14 protein-coding genes are annotated in these 12,147 nt (G+C 61.4%); 9 read left to right on the top strand and 5 right to left on the bottom strand.

What is annotated here, in order from left to right:
• Positions 1 to 79: 79 nt before the first annotated feature.
• Positions 80 to 1,267, bottom strand: coding sequence for a Fic family protein (locus FJV83_RS29885; protein WP_142877995.1), 1,188 nt, complete (start codon positions 1,265 to 1,267; stop codon positions 80 to 82).
• Positions 1,268 to 1,831: 564 nt separating this feature from the next.
• On the opposite strand from FJV83_RS29885, the gene FJV83_RS29890 reads away from it, so the two are divergent.
• Together FJV83_RS29890 and FJV83_RS29895 are read left to right on the top strand one after the other, a co-directional pair.
• Positions 1,832 to 2,770 carry a kinase gene (locus FJV83_RS29890; RefSeq protein WP_142877996.1) on the top strand — a complete coding sequence of 313 codons (939 nt, stop codon included), beginning with the start codon at positions 1,832 to 1,834 and terminating at the stop codon, positions 2,768 to 2,770.
• On the top strand, positions 2,764 to 3,819 hold the full coding sequence (locus FJV83_RS29895) for a PLP-dependent cysteine synthase family protein (RefSeq protein ID WP_142877997.1): 1,056 nt from the start codon (positions 2,764 to 2,766) through the stop codon (positions 3,817 to 3,819). The genes FJV83_RS29890 and FJV83_RS29895 overlap by 7 nt, the downstream gene beginning before the upstream one ends.
• Before the next feature lie 13 nt (positions 3,820 to 3,832).
• Here the strand turns inward: FJV83_RS29895 and FJV83_RS29900 are convergent, their stop codons facing one another.
• Complete coding sequence (locus FJV83_RS29900; protein WP_246689070.1) at positions 3,833 to 5,095, bottom strand: threonine synthase; 1,263 nt, start codon at positions 5,093 to 5,095, stop codon at positions 3,833 to 3,835.
• 73 nt (positions 5,096 to 5,168) lie between these two features.
• Between FJV83_RS29900 and FJV83_RS29905 the strand changes: the two genes are divergently transcribed.
• From FJV83_RS29905 to FJV83_RS29920, 4 genes are all read left to right on the top strand, one after another.
• The gene (locus FJV83_RS29905; protein WP_348628974.1) at positions 5,169 to 5,564 is read left to right on the top strand and encodes a helix-turn-helix transcriptional regulator; all 396 of its coding nucleotides are present in this window, start codon (positions 5,169 to 5,171) and stop codon (positions 5,562 to 5,564) included.
• Positions 5,565 to 5,729: 165 nt separating this feature from the next.
• Positions 5,730 to 6,458: a LuxR family transcriptional regulator gene (locus tag FJV83_RS29910; protein WP_095789518.1), complete on the top strand. Its 729-nt coding sequence runs from the start codon at positions 5,730 to 5,732 to the stop codon at positions 6,456 to 6,458.
• Positions 6,459 to 6,523: 65 nt separating this feature from the next.
• Positions 6,524 to 7,138, top strand: a complete 615-nt coding sequence (locus FJV83_RS29915) for an acyl-homoserine-lactone synthase (RefSeq protein ID WP_142877999.1) — start codon at positions 6,524 to 6,526, stop codon at positions 7,136 to 7,138.
• Positions 7,139 to 7,352: 214 nt separating this feature from the next.
• Positions 7,353 to 7,958 carry a response regulator transcription factor gene (locus tag FJV83_RS29920; protein ID WP_245437842.1) on the top strand — a complete coding sequence of 202 codons (606 nt, stop codon included), beginning with the start codon at positions 7,353 to 7,355 and terminating at the stop codon, positions 7,956 to 7,958.
• A gap of 80 nt (positions 7,959 to 8,038) precedes the next feature.
• Here FJV83_RS29920 and FJV83_RS29925 read toward each other — a convergent pair whose 3' ends face one another.
• From FJV83_RS29925 to FJV83_RS29935, 3 genes are read right to left on the bottom strand one after another with little or no spacing between them, the layout of a single operon-like run.
• Positions 8,039 to 8,803 (bottom strand): amino acid ABC transporter ATP-binding protein, encoded by a 765-nt coding sequence (locus FJV83_RS29925; RefSeq protein ID WP_095789521.1) that lies wholly within the window; start codon positions 8,801 to 8,803, stop codon positions 8,039 to 8,041.
• Positions 8,803 to 9,462, bottom strand: coding sequence for an ectoine/hydroxyectoine ABC transporter permease subunit EhuD (gene ehuD / locus FJV83_RS29930; protein ID WP_095789522.1), 660 nt, complete (start codon positions 9,460 to 9,462; stop codon positions 8,803 to 8,805). The genes FJV83_RS29925 and ehuD overlap by 1 nt, the downstream gene beginning before the upstream one ends.
• Positions 9,452 to 10,282: an amino acid ABC transporter permease gene (locus tag FJV83_RS29935; protein ID WP_245437841.1), complete on the bottom strand. Its 831-nt coding sequence runs from the start codon at positions 10,280 to 10,282 to the stop codon at positions 9,452 to 9,454. Before FJV83_RS29935 ends, ehuD begins: the two co-directional genes overlap by 11 nt.
• A gap of 260 nt (positions 10,283 to 10,542) precedes the next feature.
• Here FJV83_RS29935 and trbB point away from each other — a divergent pair, with 260 nt between their 5' ends.
• Genes trbB through FJV83_RS29950 form a run of 3 tightly spaced genes read left to right on the top strand, consistent with a single transcriptional unit; the run spans position 10,543 to position 12,139 of the window.
• The gene (gene trbB, locus FJV83_RS29940) at positions 10,543 to 11,526 is read left to right on the top strand and encodes a P-type conjugative transfer ATPase TrbB (protein WP_095789524.1); all 984 of its coding nucleotides are present in this window, start codon (positions 10,543 to 10,545) and stop codon (positions 11,524 to 11,526) included.
• Positions 11,523 to 11,858: a TrbC/VirB2 family protein gene (locus FJV83_RS29945; RefSeq protein WP_095789525.1), complete on the top strand. Its 336-nt coding sequence runs from the start codon at positions 11,523 to 11,525 to the stop codon at positions 11,856 to 11,858. The genes trbB and FJV83_RS29945 overlap by 4 nt, the downstream gene beginning before the upstream one ends.
• Complete coding sequence (locus FJV83_RS29950; protein ID WP_095793393.1) at positions 11,858 to 12,139, top strand: VirB3 family type IV secretion system protein; 282 nt, start codon at positions 11,858 to 11,860, stop codon at positions 12,137 to 12,139. Before FJV83_RS29945 ends, FJV83_RS29950 begins: the two co-directional genes overlap by 1 nt.
• The last annotated feature ends 8 nt before the right edge of the window (positions 12,140 to 12,147 follow it).

Below are 12,147 nucleotides of genomic sequence, written 5' to 3' on the forward strand. Positions count from 1 at the left end.
ACAAAGTATGTACAAAATATTGCAATACGCCTGCATGCGAGCCCCGGGGGGCTCGCTGGCCAGGGCGCGCCCTGTCGTTCTAGGTTTCGGGAAACAGCTTGGGGAACAGCTCATCCAGCGTATCGGCCGGGAAGCGCAGCGACACCGGACCTTTCGGGGTATCCGATGCAAGCAGGCCAAGGCCCAGTATATCGGCAAAGACGCGCCGCGCGGTACGTTCCGGCAGGCCGGTGATGCGCGAGGCTTCGCCGCGATCAAACTCTCCACGCAACAGCGCCTCCTCGAGCAGCCGGAACGCCTCCGGCTTGACGTCGTGGCGCTGCACAAAGCGCTGCAGCCGCCGTGCGAGCTGATTGAGATCGAACAGGCTGGACATGAAGCCGACCTGGTCGACGCACACGTGCAAGAACCACAAGATGAAATCGCCAAGCACGCGTTCCGAAAGATTGCCGCGGCCGTCGCGATCGCCCTGGCGCGGCATGTCGGCGTGATCCATCATGCGCTTGTAGTCGCCCCGGCTGTTCAAGCCCCGGGCCAGGCCACGCGAAATCGACCACAGCCCATGCGCAGCGATACCGGCCTCATGGGCCATGGCATGGCTCATCAAGCGGCTGACGCGGCCGTTGCCGTCGGGAAAGGGATGGATGTAGTTGAACCGGTGGTGGGCTGCCGGGATGGCCAGGATGCGTGCGGCTTTGCCCATGCGGGCGAAACGGTACCGCGTGGCGAAATACTCCATGAACGCCTCGACGCGGTCACTCGATGGCGGCTGGTATCGTCCGACCGCGACATCATGCTCCGACGCCGATCTCCACTTGCCGGGGGTCATGACGAATTCGCGGCCTGCATCCCGGATGCGCAACATCGCTTCATCGGCATCGCGGTAAAATTCGGCATGCAGCCAGCGCAAGAATTCGGGCGAGGCCGGCTCGGGTACACGTTCCTGTGCTGCCATCTTGTCAATCTCAGCCTGCAGCCGCACATGCGCCGCGGCTTCGATCTGCAGATTGCGCCGCTCCTTGTCCTTGTCGAACTCACCGGCCAGGGCGCGTTCGATGTCGCGGGGGCGTGTGTTGTGGCCCTCGATGAGGTTGCTATAGTAGGTGTTCATGATGCGCACGAGATCGGCGAGATTGGCTGCGGTGCGCGGATGCAGGCTTTTGCCCAGAACGGCCGATGCCGCCGCCAGCTCAGCCAGCGCATCCGATATCGGCTCGGATATGTCTTCCAGTCGTGCCGGTTCGATGCGCTGGACGGTTTCTTCCATGGTTGGCCGATCTTTGTTTCAGTTAAATATATAATTATAAAGATTTATTTTTGTTTTTCCAGCCTAATTGGCCGATCTGTTGGCCGATCATCAGCGCAGGCATCCACAATGTCCGATTGGAGGCCCACGGCGCCGACGATGATCGTCATGCTGGCCGATGTTAGAGTACCTCAATGCTCTGAAATCCATGAATAAAACCCGTGTCGCCGAGATTATTGGCCGGTCTGTTGGCCGATGTTCGCGAAACAGCTGGATCGAGCCGGCTCAGCCAGCCTCGGAGAGACCAGGAACAAGGCTCTCGCTTGTCGTCGATGGGGATGAGCGACCTGGCGGAAGTCGATCTTGGGAGAGGGCAGATCATAGCCAGGCTGCGAGCTCCGGCTTTGATGTCCATGGATGCAACTGAGCCCGTTGCGCAGACTTGCGCGACGATAATGCTGACAAGCCTCCATCCGCTAAGCGCATGCGCGATTTAAGCGCAGTCAATACCGGAATCCATTGAGGGCGGCTGTCATTCACTTCCGCCATTTCTCTCCATGGCCCGTGAATGCGGTGGAGATGGCTATGGCGATCGATGGCGATTTGGCGATCCGTGACGGATCGCAGCCCCTGGCCGGAACGGCAACCGCAATCGCGCATCACGGAGAACTTATCCAGGGCGTCTTCCAAGGGGACGACGGGCATCTTCAACGCGGCCTGGTGACACTGCCGATTGCCGGGTTGAAATCGGAGGCGACCTTTGTCTTGGGCGTTGGCAAGGGGATCATTGTCCATCCCGATCACAAGGTCAAAGCGGCGGCGGCCGCGCGGCTGACGCTTGATCTTTTGAGTGTCAGCAGCGGCGGCGAGCTGACACTTCACAGCTCGATCCCGGTCGGGCACGGCTATGGCTCATCGACAGCCGACGTTGTCGCCTCGATCCGCGCTGTGGCTGCTGCTATCAAAGTCCAGTTGCGGCCATTGAGCGTCGGCCGTCTCGCCGTCGCCGCCGAGCGTGCAAGCGATGCTATCGCCTATGATGATCAGGCTGTCCTGTTTGCGCAGCGTGAAGGCACCGTGATCGAAAACTTCGGCGGCTCCTTGCCGCCGCTGTTGCTGGTGGGATTCAAGGCGAACGGCGGCACCCCAGTCGACACGTTGCAGCTGTCGCCCGCCCACTATGACAGTACCGAAATTCAGCAATTCGGCGTGCTTCGGACTTTGGCGGCGCGGGCCGTTCGCTTTCAGGACCCTCAACTTCTTGGACGCGCCGCCTCGGCCAGTGCCCTGATCAGTCAACGGCATCTGCCGAAACAGGGTTTCAACGAGGTCGTCCAGATCGCCGACGAAGCCGGAGCGTGCGGTGTGCAGGTCGCCCATAGCGGCTCTCTGTTCGGTGTCATTTTTGACCTCTCCGACGCGTCCCTGAGACGAAAGGCGACCCTTGTCGCGCGGAAAGCAGAACAGGCCGGGTTCACGGACGTCGAGCGTCATCTGGTCAACGGGGAGGGGTGGCAATGGTAGCCATCGATGCCGACTATTTCAGAGACCTGGAGACGCCCCGTCTGGCTCACCTGTCGTCAAATCTTGTCGCTGCCGCCTTTCCGCTGATGAAACTAATGCCGGCCCGACACATTCTGGATCGCGCCGCGTCGAACGGCGAGTTGAAGCCTGGCGCGCATATTGTCGAGACGACGTCAGGCACATTCGGAATGGCGGTGGCGCTGCTCGCCGCGGCGCGCGGCTATCGGCTTACGCTCGTCACCGCCTCGACGCTGATCGACGCCAAATACAAGGCGCGCCTCGAGCGCATCGGCGCCTCGGTCATCGCGTTGGACGATCCCCGTGGTGATGGCAACCAGCCCGGCAGGCTTGAGTGTCTTCATGACATCCTGGCCAGGGAGCCGGACGGCTTCTGGACGCGTCAATACGATAGTCCGGGAAATTGGCTCGCCTATGCGCGGCTGGCCGAGCTTCTGATCCGCGCGATGGGTCGGATTGACTGCCTTGTCGGTTGTATCGGCACAGGCGGCTCGCTTTGTGGCACTGCCTGGTTTTTGCGAACCATCTTTCCCCATCTCACTGTTTTCGCCGTCGATACCCACCACAGCATCCTGTTTGGTCAACCCGTTGGCAAACGCATGCTGCGCGGGCTGGGCAACAGCGTGTTGCCGAAGAATGTTCGCCACGAACTGGTCGACGAGATCCATTGGGTCGGTGCCTACCCAGCCTATATGGCGGCTCATCGTTTGCTGCGCGATCACGGCATCTTCATGGGGCCGACCAGTGGCGCCGCCGCGCTGGTGGCACAATGGGTTGCAACCAAACACCCGGATGCCCAGGTCGCCGCCATCATGCCGGACGAAGGTCACCGACATATCGAGACTGTCTACAATGACGACTGGCTCTCGAGCTTGCCTGGCTGGCCATGCGCGCAAGTCAGCGAACCGAATACACTTTCAATCATCGCGCCAAGGGCAGAAACACAATGGACGCGCTTTGTCTGGAACCGCCGCAGCCTGGCCGAGGTGCTGGAAACACAGGCAGCCGTGAAGGCCCAGACGAGCGACTAACTTGCCCGGCGTTTTAGGAGGCGAGCCGGGGCTCATTGGCATCCAGCCAGCGCCAGGCATCCTGGGTTGTCTGGAAAATCCGATCATTCCTGTCCTGCGTGACGGACCGGTCGAGATCCTTCAGTCCGCTGGCAGTCACAACCGCAACCACGCGGTCTGTCGGCGCGATTATGCCTTGGCGCCTCAATGTAGAGATCGCAATAAGCGGCGTGACCGATGCGAGCTCGGCAAAGATGCCTTCGTCGCGGGCAAGCTGCTCCTGCATTGCGACAAGCCCCTGGTTGCCAACGGGTACGGCATGGCCGCACGAGTCCCGAAGTGCCTTCAGTGCCTGGAAGGTGCTGCGCGGCGTGCCGATCGAAACGGCAAGGCTCTCGAAGGCCATCGGGCGCTCCGGCAGTGCATCGGCGCCGCTGGCAAGCGCCGCCGCCAGTGACCCGTGCACTTCCGCCGCAACGAGTCGCGGCAGACGGGCGATCGCGCCTTGCGCGAACAGCTCGCAAAATCCTGCCCAGACGCCAGACAAAGCATCGCCATAGCAGACCGGCAGCACGCACCAGTCCGGCGCGGTGCCTCCCGATTGCTCGACGATCTCATAGGCGATGGTTTTGTAGCCCTCGATGCCGAGTGGATGGCTTCCAACGACCGGCCCGTGATAGGGCGAGGCTATGAACCAGTCATAGCGGTCAGCCGCCTGCGCAAGCAGCGACCATCGGTCCATTTTGCTGACCAGCGGCACAACCGTCGCGCCGTATTTGCGGATTTGCGAGAGCATGGCGCCGGCTGATCCCGCGAACGTGGTGACGATGCATTTCAGTCCAGCTCGGGCAGCGTAAGCCGCCAGCGAGGCGCCGGCGTTTCCCGAAGAGGCGGTTGCGACAATTTTTGCGCCTCGCGCACGCGCAATGCTGACGGCCACTGTTGAGAAGCGGTCCTTGTGCGACCAGGTCGGGTTTCGTCCTTCGTCCTTAATCACGAGGTTTGCCACGCCGACAAAGGCGCCGATGCGCGGCGCTGCCAGCAACGGTGTTTGACCTTCGCCCAGCGTCACGGCCTCCTCGGCCGCGCAAGGCAGCATATGCGCGAAACGCCATAGCGAGCCTTGGGCGGTAGCTCCATCGAAGGGATGTGGCTGGTGGGCCGGATAGACCGGCCGAAGATTTGCCGGCGCGGTCTCACGACACTTTTCGCACCCCCGGGAGTCTATGGCGAGATCGCCGGGGTAGGAAACGCCACATCGGATGCAGACGAATTTCTGGACTCGGCTTTTGTCCACTTCGGGTCCGCTCCCGTCGTCCGGGGAATGCTCCGACACGTCGCCCAAGAGCTCGCGAAACGGCAGGCTCGCCATGGCAATTCCTTTTTCAGGGAACGATGAATTCGCCTGTCGTTTCAAACAGCCAGCAGCACGGCTGTCAATGCAGAATGTGCACTATAGTGTGTCGCACCAGAGTGTGCGCCGTAGCATCCGTTGCTTGATGAATCTTCGCGGCGTTTTTGGTCTGAACGTGCAGCGGCTGCGCAGGGAAAGAAAACTCTCGCAGGAGCAGTTGTCTTTCATTTCGGGGCGCACGCGGGCTTATATCAGCAGCGTCGAGGCTGGACGCCGCAACGCCACTCTGGATACGGTCGAAATCCTGGCAAAGGCCTTGGGCGTCGAACCGGCGGCGCTGATCTCGGCAGGCCCAGGACATCGGCGACCCGCTCGCGTGATGAAGCAGGTTGCTTCAAAGTCAGCCGAGTGACGCGATCGGATTCGATAGGTTATTGAACCGACTAAGATTTCTTTGTATTTGCGCCGGCTAATTGACTCCTTCAGTATACATTCGCAGCAAGTCCCATTGAAGATCGTGTCTCTACTCGCTTAAGTTGTTGCCGGGGTTGGGCCTGACTTTCGTCGAGGTCTGCCAATGGAAAACGATAGTATTGCTCAGCTCTTTGCGGCGATCTCAAGGATCGACACGGGGCGGTCGGCGGTTGCAATCCTGCAAGAGTTTCGCTCCGCAATGGCGCGCTACGGATTGCGTCATTTCCTCATTACCGGTTTGCCCGTGCCGCATGATACGGCCTGGCAGCGCGAGATTTTGGGCGATGGCTGGCCGCCCGAATGGTTTTTCCGCTACCTTGAGGAAGATCATTTTCTGCATGATCCCTGCGTAGCTCAGTGCCGGCATTCGCCGCAACCGTTCCTGTGGAGCGACCTTCCGGCAGGAAGGATGATTGCGCGCGCGAAACTGGTGATGGACGAGGCGGCGGAGTTTGGCATGCGAGATGGCATCTGTGTCCCCATCCACGTACCGCTGGCGGGTCCAGGCGTCGTCACGGCGGCGAGCGACCGGATCGACGTGCCACTGAGCGCAATGCCTCTTATCGAAACGCTCTGCGTCCACACATTCCGACGTCTCTCGGGGCTGGAGGCGAGCGGCCAAGGCAGTGATGCCAGGCCTTTGACAGGGCGCGAGCGCGAACTCCTGCAGTGGAGCGCACAAGGCAAATCGAACGAAGACATTGCCTGCATCCTCGGGGTAACCAGGAACACGGTCGAGAGTCACCAACGAAACATTCGCGGCAAGCTCGATGCGATCAATGTCTCGCATGCCATCGTCAAAGCTCTGCGACGGCAGGAAATCCAGATTTAGCAATACCTGAATACCGTCATACGTGCGCCAAGCGCGGTTTCCTACGACCTCCGCCTGGAGGCGTCATGGTCCGTATTCATCTGGTTACCTGGTCAAACAGGAAGCACTACAGGAAACTTCTGGAGCGCTATTTTCGCATAAGGTACGACATCTACGTCAGGCAGAGGCAGTGGCGCGCCGTCGCGCGGCCCATCAACATCGAGATCGACGCCTTCGATAACGAGCATGCGCTCTATCTTCTCGCGCTTGATACCAACGGCAAGATCGTCGGTGGTTCGCGCCTGGTCCCAACGCTGGAGCCGCATTTGATGAGCGAAGTATTTCCAGGTCTCGCCGGGGGAACGCCTCCGCGAGCCGCGGAAATATTCGAATGGACGCGTTTCTTCGTCATCCCTTCGCTTCGTACCCAAGGTGCCTCCTCCCCTGTCGCGGGCGTGGTCCTGTGCGGTCTTCTCGAAGCGGCTCTAAGACTCGGAATCCGACAGATCAGCGTTGTCTGCGAAGCGTTCTGGCCGAAACGTCTGCGCGCCCTTGGCTGGACCCTGACAGAGCTGGGCGAGGTTCTTGAACATCCCGACGGTGACATTGTCGCACTTCTGATCGATGTCACGCTTCAGGCCATCCAAGCGACGCGCCGTGCCTATTCTATCAGCGGCGCCATACTCGCGGATGAGGCTTGACTAGGCCGATACGCGATTGTTAGCGAAGGAGTTCGCGGACCGCCGATAGTGTGGCGTATTGTGTCGGGCCCACGAGCGCGGTAGTCAGCCCTATGGCGCGGCAAACCCGGTTTTTCCCCTTATGAGGCCCCTTGTCCTGATTTCCTCACAGGATCCGGATTTCTTTCTGGTCTTCGGACACATACTCTCGGTCGCGGGCTTCGACACGCAGCTAATGACCGAGGACAAGGAAGTCACCCGCCTCATCGAGGTGGCAAAGCCGCTCGCGGTGATCCTGGACTGCCATCCAGGGGAGCGTGCCATCGCAAAACAGTGCATCAGGTTGAAGTCGACCCCAGCAACAAACGCCATCCCGGTCGCAGGCTTGGTCGCGCCACGTTCCGGCAAGTTGCATCTGGACCTGATCAAGGCTGGCGTCGACGAGATATTTTCACGGCCGTTCGCGCCCGAGCAACTTCTGACCTGGCTGCATGGCAAGGCCGGCCTTGCACGGTTATCGCGTGAGACAGGGACCGGAGATCTGGTGCAGGGTGATTTTCGTCTGGAACGAGCGACCCACCGAACCTTCTTCAAGCAGAAGGAAATCACGATGCCGCCGATCGAGTTCAAGCTGTTGCGCAGCCTTTTGGCGAACCCCGGCAAGGTTATCGGCCGGGAAGAACTCGTGGCGACGGCGTGGCCGGAACATGCTGCCGCAACCGACGTGCGGGGCGTCGACGTGCATATCGCACGGTTGCGCAAAAGGCTTCGCGCGGCCGTCGGAAGCGATGTGATCAGAACCGTCCGGTCGGCGGGCTACGCGTTCGCGCCGGACTGGTAACCCGCCCGGCATTGCCCGCGACAAGCGACCAATCGCCGTTGCTCGACCAGTTGCCGCTCCGCCCGTCCGAAACGGCCTGCTCAATGTCTCAGGATCGTATCCAGGAACAGCCGGGCGCGCGGATGAACGGCTGTTGAGAAAAAGTCTTCGCAGGAAGCGTGCTCGACAAGGCGGCCTGCGTCCATGAAAACAACCTCGTCGGCGACTTCACGCGCGAAGGCCATCTCGTGGGTGACGCAGACCATGGTCATACCATCTCGCGCCAGAGCGGTCATGACGTCGAGCACCTCCTTGATCATTTCGGGGTCGAGAGCCGAGGTGGGTTCATCGAAAAGTATGATGCTGGGATTAAGGCAAAGAGCGCGCGCGATCGCCACCCGCTGTTGCTGACCGCCAGACAGCTGGCCGGGATAGGCGTTCGCCTTTTCAGGGATGCGCACCGCTTTCAGCTGATGCATAGCGATCTCCTCCGCCTCGCGCATCGATTTGCCAAGGACTCGCCGCAAAGCCAGAGTGCAGTTGGCGAGTACGCTCAGGTGGGGAAAGAGGTTGAAGCTCTGGAACACCATGCCTGTTTGCCGCCGCGCAACGGCGGTGTTGCGAGCGCTTTGTCCGAGCGTCACCCCTTCCAGCTGAATGGTTCCTTTCTGAAAGCGCTCAAGACCGTTGATGCACCGGATCAGGGTCGACTTGCCCGAGCCGGAGGGACCGCAAACGACAATGCGCGCGCCCGTGCGGATGGTCAGATCGATATCGTTCAAGACATGCAATGCGCCGAACCACTTGTTCAGTCCTTCGATCTGGACCAGGGGTTCTGCCTGAACGGCCGCAACGGGAGAGAGCATTAGCGGCGTCCAGTTGCAAGCAGGCGCTGCTCGACGCGCTTGACCCCATAAGAGACGACAAGCGCCAGCGCCAGGAACAGCAAACCGGCGACGGTCAGTGGCTCGGCGTATCGATAGGTTTCAGAAGCGATATCAAAGGCACGGCCCAGCATTTCCGGCACGGCCAGGACCGCCAGATAAGGCGTCGCCTTGAGAATCGATACCAGGTAGTTGCCGAGCGGCGCGGCGATGTTGCGCAGCATCTGCGGCGCGATGACGAAAACCACCGTATCGCGCCGGCTGAGCGATAATGCTCGCGCTGCTTCCTGCTGGCCCTTGGGGATAGCATCAATGCCAGCCTTGAAGACCTCGGCCAGGTACCCGCTGTAGTAGAGGCTGAGGGCCAGGACGCCGACTGTCATGGCACCAAGACGGATCCCATAGAAAGGCAGGACGAAGTATATGAAATAGAGCCAGGCCAGAACCGGCGTGGAGCGGATGAAGTCGATCAGGAAGCGCACCGCAAAGCCGGGCGCGCCACCGCTGCGACGGATTATTTCGAAGGTGAAGCCGACAGCCGAAGCGCCAACACAACTCAAAACGGTGGCAAACAGGGTGGCACCAATCGCGCCGACAATGATCGGGATCGTCGACAACGCAAAGCCCACGTCAAATCCCACGCGACGGTCCTTTTTCGACGTTGACACGAGCCTCGAGCCAGCGGCCGGCAAGCGTGATCGGATAGCAGACGACAAAGAACGCAAGCAGCAGCGCCGAATAGATCGCGACCGGATTGTTCTGGGTCTGCGCGATCTCCTTGGCGCGGAACGTCATGTCCGTCAGCGTTACCAGCGACACCAGCGCCGTCGCCTTGACGAGCTGTATGAGGGTGTTGACGAAGGTCGGGCTCATGGCAACCAGCGCCTGCGGCAGTTCGACCAGGAGCAGGATCTGCGCGCGCGAGAGGCCGAGCGCCATGCCAGCTTCTCGCTGGCCGGCAGGCAGGGACTGAAGGCCAGCGCGCACAGCCTGGCTGGCATAGCCGCCGGCGTTGAGACCGAGCACCAGCGCACTGACGGTCAGCGCTGATAAAGTGACCCCGACCACTGGCAGCACATAGTAAAAGACAAAGAGCAGGACGACGACGGCGGAACTGCGCCAGAACTCGATCACCGCGGTCACCAGAAAGCGCGTTAAACCGGTGGTTAGAAACTGCGCGATGCCGAAGACCAGCGCGAACGGAACCGCAAAGACCAGGCCATAGGCCGTAACCGTCGCCGTGGTGCGAACGCCTTGCAAAATGCCCAACCAGATCTCGAACGTGCTCACTAGGCGTCTCAACCCTCCACGGCATATGGTGATGGTAGCGCCGGCGATGCCGGCTTTCTTCGGGTGCACCTGACGAGGATGGCTGCACGCGCAGAGGCTGACGCTCCCGAACCTGGCCACATGGCAATCCTCCGTCTGGTGATGGGGACGATCCTGTATGACCAGGGCCATCGCCAGCCTCTCATAGGCGCGGAAACTGTCATCTGTCAATAAATATGAACTTATTATTGCATATGTTCACATTAGACGGAACCTTTTCCGACGCCCGAACCGGCCTGGTGGCCTTGGATCGATGGGGCCGCCGTTCGCCTCTCTTTGCACGCTGCGCCTCGACGCCTGCCGAAACCTGTTGAATCGGACTGATCCACAGCTCTTTTGATCATCCCGCGACCGGGGCTTTTTGACGTATTCCCGGCTCGGACGGGAACACGATGGTCATCTCGTACAACAACACCGAAGGACACACACGCAGTTCGCGCATGCTGCGCACCGCGCTCGGGCCGGCCATCGCCCGGTTCCTTGACGACGCCGCTATCGTGGAAGTGATGCTGAACCCAGATGGCCGCATCTGGGTGGACAGGCTTTCCCAAGGCCTCGCCGATACGGGGGAAACGCTGACGCCTGCCGATGGTGAGCGGATCGTGCGGCTCGTCGCGCATCATGTCGGCGCCGAAGTGCATCCCCGTTCCCCCCGGGTCTCGGCGGAGTTGCCGGAAACCGGCGAGCGTTTCGAAGGCTTGTTGCCGCCGGTCGTCGCAGCACCTGCCTTCGCGATCCGCAAACCCGCGGTCGCCGTGTTCACGCTCGATGACTATGTCGCGACATGCGTCATGACCCGCAGCCAGGCCGCAATCCTGCGCGCCGCCGTTGCTGGCCGCGCAAACATCCTCGTTGCAGGCGGCACCTCGACCGGCAAGACGACGCTGACCAACGCGCTGCTCGCCGAGGTGGCGAAGGGAACGGACCGGGTCGTCATCATCGAGGACACCCGCGAACTGCAATGCGCCGCTCCCAACCTTGTCGCAATGCGCACCAAGGATGGCGTCGCCACGCTCTCCGATCTGGTTCGCTCCTCGTTGCGCCTGCGGCCCGACCGCATCCCCATCGGCGAGGTGCGCGGCGCCGAGGCGCTCGACCTGCTCAAGGCCTGGGGCACCGGGCACCCCGGCGGTATCGGCACCTTGCATGCCGGTTCCGGGATCGGCGCGCTCCGCCGGCTGGAACAGCTTATCCAGGAAGCCGTCGTCACCGTCCCACGCGCGCTGATTGCCGACACGATCGACCTTGTCGCAGTCCTTGCCGGACGGGGTTCCGCACGGCGGCTGGCCGAACTCACGCGCGTCGAGGGGCTCGGTCCTGATGGCGACTACTGCACCGTTGAAGCCACCTTGAACAACACAGGAGAGAACTCATGATCCGCACACTTGCGCGCGCATCCCGCAACCTCGCGACCACGGCCGGGATCACCCTTGCCGTCAGCTTCATGATCGCGCCGGTAGCCCATGCGTCAGGCTCGTCGATGCCGTGGGAACAGCCGCTCGAGAAGATCCTGCAATCGATCGAAGGGCCGGTCTCCAAGATCATCGCCGTCATCATCATCATCGTCACGGGCCTGACGCTGGCGTTTGGCGACTCCTCTGGCGGCTTTAGGCGGCTGATCCAGATCGTCTTTGGCCTCTCGATCGCCTTTGCCGCATCGAGCTTCTTTCTGTCGTTCTTTTCTTTCGGTGGCGGGGCGTTGATCTGATGGCAACGGCTTTCGAACAACTCGATGCCGTGCCGGGCTGGACGGTCCCCGTTCACCGGGCGCTGACCGAGCACATCCTGCTTGGCGGCGCGCCACGCGCCATCGCGATCCTGAACGGCACGCTTGCCGGTGCGGTCGGCCTTGGGCTGAGGCTCTGGCTGGTCGGTCTCATCATCTGGGCGCTCGGCCATTTCACGGCGGTCTGGGCCGCCAGGCGCGATCCGCTGTTTTTCGAAGTCGGGCGCCGGCACCTGCGGCTGCCCGCACATCTTTCGGTTTGAGGGTCTCG

Origin of the sequence: Mesorhizobium sp. WSM4307 (assembly GCF_007003945.1) — a bacterium.
Lineage (GTDB): Bacteria > Pseudomonadota > Alphaproteobacteria > Rhizobiales > Rhizobiaceae > Mesorhizobium.

Excerpts from the sequence above, each read along its gene's own strand:
- FJV83_RS29885 (WP_142877995.1), bottom strand. The coding sequence starts at position 1,267 with ATGGAAGAAACCGTCCAGCGCATCGAACCGGCACGACTGGAAGACATA.
- FJV83_RS29890 (WP_142877996.1), top strand. The coding sequence starts at position 1,832 with ATGGCGATCGATGGCGATTTGGCGATCCGTGACGGATCGCAGCCCCTG.
- FJV83_RS29895 (WP_142877997.1), top strand. The coding sequence starts at position 2,764 with ATGGTAGCCATCGATGCCGACTATTTCAGAGACCTGGAGACGCCCCGT.
- FJV83_RS29905 (WP_348628974.1), top strand. The coding sequence starts at position 5,169 with ATGGCAATTCCTTTTTCAGGGAACGATGAATTCGCCTGTCGTTTCAAA.
- FJV83_RS29910 (WP_095789518.1), top strand. The coding sequence starts at position 5,730 with ATGGAAAACGATAGTATTGCTCAGCTCTTTGCGGCGATCTCAAGGATC.
- FJV83_RS29915 (WP_142877999.1), top strand. The coding sequence starts at position 6,524 with ATGGTCCGTATTCATCTGGTTACCTGGTCAAACAGGAAGCACTACAGG.
- FJV83_RS29920 (WP_245437842.1), top strand. The coding sequence starts at position 7,353 with ATGACCGAGGACAAGGAAGTCACCCGCCTCATCGAGGTGGCAAAGCCG.
- FJV83_RS29925 (WP_095789521.1), bottom strand. The coding sequence starts at position 8,803 with ATGCTCTCTCCCGTTGCGGCCGTTCAGGCAGAACCCCTGGTCCAGATC.
- FJV83_RS29935 (WP_245437841.1), bottom strand. The coding sequence starts at position 10,282 with ATGGCCCTGGTCATACAGGATCGTCCCCATCACCAGACGGAGGATTGC.
- trbB (WP_095789524.1), top strand. The coding sequence starts at position 10,543 with ATGGTCATCTCGTACAACAACACCGAAGGACACACACGCAGTTCGCGC.
- FJV83_RS29945 (WP_095789525.1), top strand. The coding sequence starts at position 11,523 with ATGATCCGCACACTTGCGCGCGCATCCCGCAACCTCGCGACCACGGCC.
- FJV83_RS29950 (WP_095793393.1), top strand. The coding sequence starts at position 11,858 with ATGGCAACGGCTTTCGAACAACTCGATGCCGTGCCGGGCTGGACGGTC.